The sequence below is a fragment of the Mesorhizobium sp. M0816 genome (assembly GCF_040320005.1).
Classification (GTDB): Bacteria; Pseudomonadota; Alphaproteobacteria; order Rhizobiales; family Rhizobiaceae; genus Mesorhizobium.
Genome location: NZ_JAMYOT010000024.1, coordinates 78,671 through 89,965, shown reverse-complemented (window position 1 = coordinate 89,965; position 11,295 = coordinate 78,671). Strand labels below are relative to the sequence as shown.

Genomic DNA, 11,295 nt, shown 5'->3' with positions numbered 1-11,295 from the left:
CCAAATCAGAACGTCACAGAAGAATCATACAGCACACGCCGGCGGAATCCGACACGTCACAACCGAGTCAATCCGTCGCAGCAAGATGTGTATACGCCCTAGCCCCCTCGAGGGGGAGATGTCGCCGAAGGCGACAGAGGGGGTCGGTTCGTCCTGACGCGGCCTCCTATCGCCTCCATCGCGGGGGAAGAACGCCGGCGCTCCACGCGAGACGACCCCCTCTGGCCTACCGGCCATCTCCCCCTCGAGGGGGGAGATCACCCGCTCCGTCCTCCATCGCTTCCCCAACCAAGGAACCCACCCGTGACCCAAATCCCCCATGCCGAAGACCTCGGCAAGGCGCGGACGGCTGCCGATTTCGCTGCCATCCGCGCCTTGCTCGACACCGACCTCAACAATGCGATCGCCTGCAAACAGGAGCTGCAACAGGCCGAGGATCGCGCGATTTTCGGCAAGGGCGACCTGGCAGCAGCCCGTGCCGCACTTGACGACTGCAACGATGCAATTGCGCTGATCGAGCAGACCATCGAGGCAGCGGACAAGCGCCGCATCGCCGCCGCCCGAAACGAAGCCCGCGTCGACATTGAAGCGCTTGGCGCTGAGATCCAAACAAAGGCGGCCTCCCTCGGCGAGCGTTGGAAGAGCGTTCACGAACTGATCGAGCAACTGCGGCAGGAGCTGTTCGCGGCCGATGCCTTGAGCCGCGCCGTCATCGTCGCCAACGGCCATTTCGATGCCGACGGCGCTGCCGGGGTCAGAGTCAACCTGACCACCATCCGGCGCACCGCCATGGCCGGCCCGCGCGCCGCCGCGCCATCGCGTCTCAGCCGCCCGGCAATCCAGGCCGACCGACTGCTTTTGTCCTTCCTCAGCCCCGGCGGCGTGCTCGACCGGCGCCCTGCGATCGGCGCGCCGGTCGACGGCATCAAAAGCAAATTCATTCCCGCCGGCGAACGAGGCTGACCATGTGCACACTAGCTCTTATCGGTACGGCGCTTTCGGTCGGCGGCGCGCTGGCGGAAGGCCAGCAGTCGAAGCAGATGGCCGAGTACCAGGCCAAGGCCTATGAACAGCAGGCGCGGGCCGACGCCCAAAGCTCGGCCTTCGAGCAGGGCCAGGAGCGCCACAAGCAGGATCTGCTGCAGGCGCAGGCGCGTGCCCAGGCCGGCGCTTCGGGCGTCGCCATAGCAGGCTCGCCGACCGAGGTGCTGGCGGCCAATGCCAGGCAGGGCCAGCTCGACCTCAAGGCGATCCAGTACGGCTCGCAGCTGCGCCAGAACGGTCTCGCCACGCAGGCGGCGATCGCGCGCTTTTCCGGCAGACAGGCGGTGGGCGCCTCGATTTTCAAGGCCGGCGGCAATCTCGTGTCGGGCCTTTCCGGCCTCTACGACCCGGCCAAGGCGGTGACGTTCGGCAGAAGCGCCTTCCCGCCGGCGCCGGGTGGAGGCCTCTACTGATGGCCACCATCCCGCTCCAGCTTGCCCAGCGCCGCCTCGATACCGGCAATGTGGTTTCCTATCCCAACGGCTCGCCGGTGGGCGCCGCCATGCAAGGCTTTGGCGACGAGCTGTCGGCGATAGCCGAACGCTTCCGGCAGCAGAAGCAGCAGCAGGATGCGTTCGACGCCGACATTATCGGCCGCGAGCTGAACGCACGCATAGCGCACGCCGAGGCCGTGGCGGTGCAGACCGCGCCGGCCGACGGCGGCGGCCTGCACGACTTCATGTATGGCCAGCTCGATCCGCGCAGCGACGGCGTCGTCAAGCCCGGCCTGTTCGACCAGATCTTCGACGAGACCGCGGCGAAAGTGCCGGAGGGCGAACGCGCCAATTTCCTGGCGCAAAAACAGGCGTTGCGGCTCGCCGGCTCGGCGCGCATGGCCGCGCAGCAGCACGCGCGGCGCCAGAACTATGAGCAGGCCGAGTGGAGCAAGGTCGAGGACGGCTACACAAGCGCCATCGCGCAGGGCGACCCGGACGACAGCGGCACGTTCGAGGCGATCCGGCAGAGCGGGCTCGACCTGATCGGCAAGATGGGCAACCCGGTGGCCCGGCAAGCCGCCGAGGCCGCCTGGCGCAGCAACGCGGCAAAGGCGCTCGTCCAGGCGATGATCGCCCAAGACCCGAAGCGCGCTGCGGGGATGCTGGGTGGGGGGTCGGGAGCGACTGACGGCAGGACCAAGGACGATACCGTCGAGGCTGTGAGTGGGCCTCCGGCGGATGGAACTGCCGCACCGGCTTCGCTCCGTGACCGCGTAGGCAAGCTTACGCCGGACCAAACGTCGGCGCAGGCTTTTGGGGACGACATTGCCCCCGAAGAGCGGCCAGGGTTGGTCCAGCAGGCCCGAGCCGCCGACGCGATGCGGCAAGTCGAAAAACGCACAAACATTATCCTGGCCGAGCAGAATGCGCCGGCCGACATCAGGGACAATGGAACCTATTCCGGCCCGATCCCAACGCCGGAACAGTTCGTCGCTCTCTATGGCGCTACCGAAGGCGCCAGGCGCTTCGAGGCGTTCAACAGGACCGTTGAGGTTAATCGTCAATTCCACGGCATGCGCGACCTGTCGAATAACGCCGTGCGGGCCATGGTCAAGGACGCCGACCCCACCGCTGATAGTTCAACGCCGGAAGTGGACAAGGCGCGCCATGACGCTATCGCCACCGCCGCGGACCTGACGTTCAAGGCCAGGCAGGCCGATCCGGGCGGCTATGTCCGCGAGGCATTCGCGAACCTTGATGCGGCCTGGAGCAACCTGTCGAGGCCGGGAGACTATCGGGCGGCGATCATTGGCTCCATCGCCGCCCAGCAACAGTTGGGTTTTGAGACCGCCCAGCCGCTACCCAACTCTGTCGCTGAGGACATTGTCGGCAGACTCAAGGCCCAGCCGCAAGACCAGACCACAGAGCTGCGCAATGTGTTCGCCGCGCTACCGAATCAAGCCGCGCGCGAAGCGGTGCTCAGCCACCTGTTTCAGACCAGCGCGTCCCAAACAGATAACAGCATCGCGGATAGGTCGGTCCGGGCAGCTGTAGTCGACCCGATGATGCTGCTCGATTTAGCCAACACTGTCGAGCCAGGACGATCGGTATCAAACGCGGAACTCACCAACTACTTACCGACGAATCAAGAGTGGCTCGGGAGATTGATAGCCGGCGACAGTGAGCGGGGGAGCCTGTGGCGTCGTCTCGCACAAAAACTCGTGGGCTCCGATGGGCTTGGCGAAGACAGCATCTCGGTGGCCGACTTCACGCCGTTGGGGACGTCATTTGCACTGGAGAAGGCTGGAAATGCAGCGCTGGAAGGCAACTACGAAGAAACACTGCTCAATGCCGCGGGCGCAATTCCTGGCGATAGGTTGGCGGCCGTGGCCCTGGAACGCGCCGCGGCGAAGATTGCCAAGCCCTGGGTAGAGAAACTCTCAATATTTTCGAGGCGGCCGACTGACCTAGTCGAAGGCGGCGAGGCACTTGTTCGTGGGGTCGATGCCGAAACCCTTAGGCACCAGCAAGCGCTTGCGCGCTCGGTCTCGCCACCAATGCCACGCCGGAAGACACCACCCGGCGAAATATCCGACAGTGCAGTTGAAACCGCGCTATTAGCTGCGATGCTTGCCAGGGATACGTCCAAAGTTAAACATGCCGGGGCGAAGGTTGGGTGGGCTCCATCCAACGACTATCGAAAAGTCTTTTTTGATGCGAATCCTAGTCTCAACAAAAGCGACTATAGAGTGCATCATGGCGTCGAGCAGGGAGTTTTTAAAAGGTATCCCGGGCTTTTTACAGAGAAAGAGCTGCATTCAATCGAGAATCTTCGTGGAATCCGGAACGAGTTCGACATAATTTTGCACCTGAAGGTAATTCGGAGCGAGTGGGAATATTTCTATAAGAAAAACCCTCATGCCACCCGTCAGAAGGTCCTTGACTATGTTACCGAAATCGACAAGAAGTATGGACATTTGTTCTATCCGCCAATAGGTGAATGATGAGATACTTTGACATTCTGCCCGATGTGGCCGGCGGATTGGGTGACGGCACTGTCATGGATACCAGCGTCCACCCTCCTATCGTGAGCAAGCTTGTGTACCAGATGGAGGGATGGATCGGTGATGTTCTTATAACAAGCTTTCCATGTTTCCTCGTGACGGAAGAGGCCGCGCACGCGTTGTCAGAAATCGGCTTCACCGGAGCGACATTCGCCCCTGTTGAAGTCACAACGTCCGAAGATTTCCGCGAACTTCAGCCCGAGGTAGAGCTTCCATCTTTCGTGTGGCTGAAGGTGAGTGGGAAAGCGGGTCACGATGACTTCGGCATAGCCAAGAACCTTAACCTCGTCTTATCGGAGCGAGTCTTCGAGGTGTTTGATGAACGAGGTCTCCCTTCCGCTACCATCAAGCCGTTCGACGGCTGACGGCCGAAGGGGCAGGGATGGTCTCGGCAATAAAGCAATGGGTAGTCACGGCACGCCGGAAGTTACCTGGATGGGCACGGCCATCCACTCAACCAATCGACAGTTCAATGATGCAATATTTCTACAGAAAACCCGATGTTGCCGGCGGCTTCGGCAAAGGAACTGTCCTTGATACGAGTGTCCACCCACCTGTCGTAAGCAAGCTTATTTACCAAATGGAGGGATGGTTCGGTGACGTGCTCATCACAACATTTCCTTGCTTTCTTGTGACCGAGGAGGCCAAGCGCGCTTTGTTGGAAGTTGGCTTCTCCGGTGCAACGTTCGCCCATGTTGAGGTCACGACGTCCGAGGATTTTCGTGAACTGCAGCCCGAGGTGGAACTTCCAGCTTTCGTCTGGCTGAAGATTAATGGACAAGCAGGCCGCGATGATTTCGGCATCGCTCGGGACCTACGCCTTGTTGTCTCGGAGCGCGTGCTGGATTTGCTCGAGCAGTTGGGAACCCCCTCTGCTGTTATTGAGCCTTTCGACGTCAAGCAAGGATAGTGAAGACAGGCGTTGGTTCCGCTCGCAGCGACGATCTTTCGTCGGTAGACGTTTTGGGTTCAGGTCCTTGCCCAAGGATCCGGACACAGGCTGGAATATGGATGTGTCTCATGAGATACCACCAGGCGACGGTGGGGCAGATCATGTATCAACATACTACCCCGTACCCGGCAGCCGGCTCGACCGGATCAGCGCTGGCGCGATCACCAGTGAGTATGCCACTCCGGCGATGGCAACCAGGCCGGGGGTTGGTGCCGCCATCGGGACAGCGGTCTGATTGTGGTCACGATGCTGGCTTATGGCCTGCTAACCGCAGAGCGGTACCAGTCGGTGGTGCCTTCTGGATCGCCTCCCATCCCAGATGAAGGATTGACCTGTTGCGCACAGACTCTTTTCCGACCATGGCAAGGATCGTTTTTCTGCTCACCTTGGCCGGCGTTCTCCTGCTCGCGCTTTCGCCGGTGCGGTTCCTGCAGGAGTTGGACATGGGCTTCACCTTCCAGCATGACAAGCTCAACCACGCAGCCGCCTTCGCCGTGTTGGCGGCGCTCGGAAGCCTCGGCTGGCCGGAACACAAGACGAGACTGGTCCTGCTCCTCGCTCTTACCGGCGCGGCGATCGAGCTGCTTCAAGGCGCGCAGCTGATCGCGCGCGATATGGATATCCTCGACTGGGTCGCCGACTGCGCCGGCATGGCCTGCGGGCTGGCGGCCATGGGCGGCACAAGAAGGCTGATTGGCGGATTGCTGTAGCCCTGGACCGCGTTGCCGCTCGCTGTCTGAAAAATGTAAATCACCGGCTGCGCCGGATAGCGCGGTGTCCGGCCGCGTAGCTTAGCTTTCCCACACCAGCACCGAACCCCTTCCAGCCTCGCTTATGCGGGGCTTTTTTATGGAGCAAGCCCTCATGTCCCGACCTGCAACTGCCGCCGTTCGTCTCCTGACCGGCGAACGCGAACCCGTGCGCCTCGCAACCACGGCCGACATCCTCCTGCACGGCCTGCAGGCCATCGACGGCGTGCCGGCCGAAATCGGCGACCGCGTGCTGGTCAAGGACCAGGCCGACCCGACGCAGAACGGCATCTACACCGCGAGCGAAGGCGAATGGTTCCGCGCCGCCGATGCCCGCACTACCCGCACCCTGCAGAAGGGCACGACGGTCCATACCCAGATCGGATCGGTCAATGCCGGCCGCGTGTTCGAGTTCACGGCCGACGAGCCGGCCGTCGGCACCGATGCCATCACCGTCGCCGCATCCGTTCCGCCCGACATCGCCGACGTGGTCGATGAGGTCGAAGCGCTGCGCGATGAAACCCAGGCGCTGAAGGATGCTGCCGAAGCCAGCGCCGGCCAGGCAGCCGCCAGTGCCGCCGCTTCCGCCGCGAATGCCGGCCAAACCGCCGCCGACCGGGCTGCGACCAATTCCGATGCCGTAGCCGCCGCGGCCGCCGTCATCAGCGCCCAGGCCGCACGCGACGCTTCGCTCTACGGCAAGGGCATTTTCCCGACGACGGCGGCGGCAATCGGCTTCGGCGTCGCCGGCAACGGTGCGATCACGCCAGGCTCGGGCGGCGCCAATGGCACGTTCGACCTGGCGTTTACCGGCGGAACTGGCTCGGGCGCTGCCGGCCGCTTCGTCGTGGCGGGCGGGGCGCTGACGCAGATACTGATCACGGCGCCGGGCTCCTACACAGTGGCGCCGACGTTCAGTTTTGCGGCGTCGGCAGGGCTCGCCGGCGCCGCCGCAGAGGCGGTGCTGGGCAGGAATGTCGATGTCGGCGAGTATTTCTGGACCGAAGTTTCGACTGGTTCGTTGGGATTGTACAATGTCACGGCCGGACCGGTAGCAGCCGATACGGGCGTCCGGGCGTCAACGGCGGAAATTGCCCTGATCAGCTCAAGGATCGTCGGACCCGTTCCGATCACGGGTTCCGTCGGCGGCACGGTGATTACGAACGACAGCGTCTATTTTTGGCCTGGATCGCTGTCGACGGTCGATGAATATCTGTCGACCTTGGAGCTTGGATTTGGCATCGTGCCGGGGACAGCCCACATCGTTATTGCCCACGTCGAGGGCGACGGGACGCTTAGCCTGGTTTCCGACCAGACAATGTCCGTTCCAGCCGGCCCGTCGTCTATTGTTTCAGGGCTTTCGATCCTGAAGCCTGCCGGCAGCGTCATGGGCCTCCAGCGCACTGGCGCTGGTAGCTGGTACTACACTGCCGGGGCAATTCCGAACGGCGAAGTCGAGTGGTTCACGGCGGCGGTTCCGGCCTCGCACACTGCCAAGACTATAGGCGCTGTAAATGGTCCGCAGTGGAAGGCGACCTTCACCGGCGAAGTCGCCGTCAAGGCGCGTGCTGCCTATACCACAGCAAACGGTCTCGTTTCCGCTGTCGGCGTTAGCCAGGAAATCGGCTGGCCGACGCTGGTCAACACGGGGTCGGACGTTTCGGGCAGCTACAGCGTCATCATGCAGACGCCAGCGCCGGCCGACGGCCATATTACAGCGGTCGACGTTGGCGCTGGCGCTGGCGCCGGCGCTGCGCTCATTCATGTAGTGGACTATCTCGGCGGGTTGGTGGTCAATGTCCTAAGCACATATACGGTGACGCTGGTCAACGGGGTCGCTCATATCCCGCTGGGTATCCCAATCCCAGCCGGCAAATATCCGGCGATCAGCGGTGGCGCCTACAAATTTCAAAACAACGTCAACCCGCAAGGCATCCCGGCATGGATCAAATCAGGCGCGCTGTCGAATGGCGCGACCGTAGCATCGTCCGCCCAGCATCGGTACGAGGTCCGCTTTACGATCAAGACCGGTCTGCTCGCCGATGCCGACCGGGCCTTGACCGGCGGCGCCAGCAATACCGGCATGAACCTGCTGGCTGACGCCGATCCGAACGGCGTCGTCGATGCGACCGCGCTGTTTGCGTCCGCGGCGAGCGCTTATCCCAATCCCTATGTGCCGCCTGGAAATTTCGCCTTGACGGCCATTCCCGCATCTGGCGACGGTTTTTGGGGACCTGGCAAGCCGGCCGTCAACAGTAAGCGCTTCTTCATTCCGCGCCGGCCGTCGCTGCAAAATCTCTATGACGGCTTTCGCGCGACGATGGCCGAACACATCGCCAACAACGATGTGCTCTGCCTGATCGCCGATAGCATCGGCCATTGGGCGCTTGCCAGCGACGGGCCGAAACACTGGTTCAACCTGGTTACGCGTTTTGCCAATATCGGCATTGCCGACGATGAACCGGGCATGACTGCTTTGCGGCCAAGCTCTACCTATCTTCCGACTTTCTATGGCGTCACCGTCGCCGGGAGCGTGTTGACAGGGTCGCGCGGGCCGATCGGCGAGAGCATCATCCTCGCCGCCGGCGCGTCCTTGGCGTTTACCGGCACCTATGAACAGGTCGACGTCCACTACACTCAGGACGCCGGCCAGGGGTCGCTTGCCTTTGTCTTCAACGGCGGCGCGGCGTACAAAACCGTCAACTGCGCGGGCGCCCTGGCGCTTGATCAGTATTCGGGGCCTTCGCTCACCGGGCAGGCGGCAAGCGGCAATTACACTCTTACGGCTGTCGGCGGTCCTGTCGAGATTACCGGGCTCATCAGGCTTGGCGTCAAGGCGGCCGGCTCGCGTCCGCGCCTGCGCACCTTGCGCGCGGCACACGGCAGCTATGCCTTCTCGTCATTCAACACCGCGCGTCTTACATCGGCCGCCGCTCAATGCGGCTACGCCGGCGGCAAGATCGTGCCCATCCTGGCGCTCGGCATCAATGACAGCTTTGGCACGCCGCCGGCCACGATATCGGCAAACATCGCAACAATCATCAACACGTTGGAAGCGGCCGCTGCACCGCGTATCCTTGTGATGCCGCCGACGCGGCCGTCAGCCGCATGGGATGCAAGCTACACGGGCGGTCGGACCTATGATGCCGCCCTTGGCGCAATCCGTCAGACCTATCGATCGCGCAATATGCTGACCATCCCGATCGACGGCTTCGACTACATCAATTCGGGAAACTATCAAGAGGGCTTGCATTTCAACGATGCCGGCCATGACGGCAATGCGCTGCGCTTCATCGAACAAGTCGCGGAAAGGGGATAAGCAATGGCATTCGCTATTCAGCATAAGGGCGAAATCATCACCGAGCTCGAGGAGGGCGAGGAATGGCTGGTGGTGGGCGCAATGATCATGGTCGCAAAGCCGAAGGATCCGGCACACAGCCGCGAAATCCCGGTTCCTGACGGCGACATTGAGGGTCTCGTCGAGGTCTGGGTAGGCGGCGCCGTAGTCGACGCTGGACGCCATTCGCAGGCAATGGCAGGATGAGGTCGGCGGGGGCTATCCTTGGAGGATTGTCCCATGGCGCATGCCGGCAGCATCATCGACATCTATGACGACTATTACGCCGATGGAAAAGTAGCCGCAAAACGGGACATAGCTTCAAACCAGTCGGTCGGGCACATCGAAGCGGTCATTCAAGGCCAATTCTTCGACAGGATTCTTGACATCGGGGCGGGCGAAGGTGCGGTGCTGGATAAGCTGAACAGGAAGGGGCTCGGTAAGAAGCTTGGCGCCGTCGAGATTTCGAAGAGCGGCGTCGAGGCCATCAAGGCAAGAAAAATCGCCAAACTGGACAGCATCGACGTATTCGACGGCTATCACATCCCTCATCCCGACAAGTCGTTCGATCTTGGGCTTGCCATTCACGTCGTCGAACACGTCGAGCACGAACGGATGTTTCTGAGGGAGGCGGCTCGGGTCTGCGAGAAGCTCTATATTGAAGTGCCTTTGGAGCATACGCGAGATCTCAGCAAGGCCATTCGGATGTCAGGGCCGTATGGGCATATCAACTTCTACACGACCCAAACGTTTGAAAACCTTCTCAAAACGTCTGGGCTAAAGGTCGAACGGCTAAAGGTTTTTGCGCACGACCTCGCTTATGAACAGCACCTGGCTGGCGAAAAAAAAGGATGGGTAAAACACAGACTGCGGACCGAATTTCTAAGGTTTGCACCCAAGACGGCGATGCGCAGCATGGCCTACATGGCCGGAGCTCTGTGCTCAAGTCGCTGATCTAGCAGCAGCGCCGCCGATTTGCTTTGCAGGATTACCGCCGACCATACTAAAGGGCGGCACGTCTTTCGTGACGACAGAGCCCGCACCAACGACCGATCCCTTGCCGATCGTTACGCCCTTGAGAATAATGACGTTGAAGCCGATAAAAACACTGTCTTCAATCTTCACTGGCGCAATGGTGATCTTTGACCAGTCCTTTTTTCCCTGATGCCAGTCGGCGACATCTTCCTTGCGGTCTTGCCAACCCGTCGCGTGTGAGTTGTGATCGACGACTGTGGTACCCCAACTAATGATCACGTCATCCCCGATTTCGATCTTCTCAGCCGCCACGAGGTGGCTCTTGCCGATATAGGATCTTTTTCCAACGGTGATCTTTGCATCGGCGCGATCGAAGGAAAAGACGCTGTTGATGATGCATTCTTCGCCGATCGCATGCTTGCCTCGCCGCAAACTGCGGACGCTCCGCAAACTTAGCTTCGTTGCGGGGCCGGAGTTGATGCCGGCTAGGCGGTAGAGGAATGGTGGAACGAATGGCATATCAGTTGCGGCCGAAGCGCGACTTTCGCACCCTCTCAGCGAAAAGCTGCGATCGCTCGAAGAAATGCTTCCAATGTTGGTGTTCAGATACCCCTTCGAAGAATGCCCGCGCCGCGTCTTCGAGGTCCGAATCAATAATTGCACGTGGGATCGGTGGCTCGTCGGCTAACTGAGCCGACAACCGAAATCGGCTGTTCGCAATAGACAGGTCAGCCTCCATCATCCATGCGTCTCTTTACGGCCTAGCTATTGCGACAAGCGGCGGCGGTTTGCAAGCTTGCGAACGACCGCGTCCGCCAGTCTAGACGCCGTGAAAATCGCCGAAAGACGTCAGAACAATCGGGAGCCGCGCGAGGTCACACCAACACGGCACTGCAACTCGACCAGAAATCCTGGGGGGAGAGGTTTCGGCTAGGGTTCATCGCCGACGCAGACCCACCGCGGCGGAGCCGCTACCGTCTGCTGTCCTGCGGCTTCTGGTGAGGGTCCTGGCTTTTCGACCACCAGACAAAATACAGCGAGCCCATCTTCATCACAGGCACGCGGCGGTCGCGTTCCCTGGCCCGCAACTCACGATAGGTCTTCATCTTCAGAGTGCCGCCAGGCAACCTGATACGCACTGCCATCGGTCCAACTCCCGTTGTGCAACGCAGCAATTGTGTGCAATGCGGTAAGTAGAGACCTTCCGTTGCGGAAGAGTCAACAGCAGGATCATCAA

Annotated in this window: 12 protein-coding genes; 9 read left to right on the top strand and 3 right to left on the bottom strand. The window is 61.3% G+C overall.

What is annotated here, in order from left to right:
• Nucleotides 1–303 precede the first annotated feature (303 nt).
• From NKI17_RS28200 to NKI17_RS28160, 9 genes are all read left to right on the top strand, one after another.
• A complete protein-coding gene (locus NKI17_RS28200; RefSeq protein WP_352855785.1) occupies nt 304–963 on the top strand; it encodes a hypothetical protein in 660 nt (219 codons plus the stop codon).
• Between the two features lie 2 nt (nt 964–965).
• On the top strand, nt 966–1,457 hold the full coding sequence (locus NKI17_RS28195) for a hypothetical protein (RefSeq protein ID WP_352678797.1): 492 nt from the start codon (nt 966–968) through the stop codon (nt 1,455–1,457).
• Complete coding sequence (locus NKI17_RS28190) at nt 1,457–3,985, top strand: hypothetical protein (RefSeq protein ID WP_352907084.1); 2,529 nt, start codon at nt 1,457–1,459, stop codon at nt 3,983–3,985. Before NKI17_RS28195 ends, NKI17_RS28190 begins: the two co-directional genes overlap by 1 nt.
• The gene (locus tag NKI17_RS28185) at nt 3,985–4,410 is read left to right on the top strand and encodes a hypothetical protein (protein WP_352571269.1); all 426 of its coding nucleotides are present in this window, start codon (nt 3,985–3,987) and stop codon (nt 4,408–4,410) included. Before NKI17_RS28190 ends, NKI17_RS28185 begins: the two co-directional genes overlap by 1 nt.
• Before the next feature lie 107 nt (nt 4,411–4,517).
• On the top strand, nt 4,518–4,955 hold the full coding sequence (locus NKI17_RS28180; protein ID WP_352571268.1) for a hypothetical protein: 438 nt from the start codon (nt 4,518–4,520) through the stop codon (nt 4,953–4,955).
• A 377-nt stretch (nt 4,956–5,332) separates the two neighbouring features.
• Nucleotides 5,333–5,707 carry a hypothetical protein gene (locus NKI17_RS28175; protein WP_352571267.1) on the top strand — a complete coding sequence of 125 codons (375 nt, stop codon included), beginning with the start codon at nt 5,333–5,335 and terminating at the stop codon, nt 5,705–5,707.
• 154 nt (nt 5,708–5,861) lie between these two features.
• Nucleotides 5,862–9,065: an SGNH/GDSL hydrolase family protein gene (locus NKI17_RS28170; protein ID WP_352907083.1), complete on the top strand. Its 3,204-nt coding sequence runs from the start codon at nt 5,862–5,864 to the stop codon at nt 9,063–9,065.
• A 3-nt stretch (nt 9,066–9,068) separates the two neighbouring features.
• Nucleotides 9,069–9,290 carry a hypothetical protein gene (locus tag NKI17_RS28165; protein ID WP_352579390.1) on the top strand — a complete coding sequence of 74 codons (222 nt, stop codon included), beginning with the start codon at nt 9,069–9,071 and terminating at the stop codon, nt 9,288–9,290.
• Nucleotides 9,291–9,323: 33 nt separating this feature from the next.
• Nucleotides 9,324–10,037, top strand: coding sequence for a class I SAM-dependent methyltransferase (locus tag NKI17_RS28160; RefSeq protein WP_352452700.1), 714 nt, complete (start codon nt 9,324–9,326; stop codon nt 10,035–10,037).
• Here NKI17_RS28160 and NKI17_RS28155 read toward each other — a convergent pair.
• The 3 genes from NKI17_RS28155 to NKI17_RS28145 all read right to left on the bottom strand — a co-directional run bounded on the left by NKI17_RS28155 (nt 10,026) and on the right by NKI17_RS28145 (nt 11,203).
• Nucleotides 10,026–10,490 carry an acyltransferase gene (locus NKI17_RS28155; RefSeq protein ID WP_352452701.1) on the bottom strand — a complete coding sequence of 155 codons (465 nt, stop codon included), beginning with the start codon at nt 10,488–10,490 and terminating at the stop codon, nt 10,026–10,028. The genes NKI17_RS28160 and NKI17_RS28155 overlap by 12 nt on opposite strands.
• Before the next feature lie 88 nt (nt 10,491–10,578).
• Nucleotides 10,579–10,800, bottom strand: a complete 222-nt coding sequence (locus NKI17_RS28150) for a hypothetical protein (RefSeq protein ID WP_352579388.1) — start codon at nt 10,798–10,800, stop codon at nt 10,579–10,581.
• Nucleotides 10,801–11,029: 229 nt separating this feature from the next.
• Complete coding sequence (locus NKI17_RS28145; RefSeq protein ID WP_352452704.1) at nt 11,030–11,203, bottom strand: hypothetical protein; 174 nt, start codon at nt 11,201–11,203, stop codon at nt 11,030–11,032.
• Between the last annotated feature and the right edge of the window lie 92 nt (nt 11,204–11,295).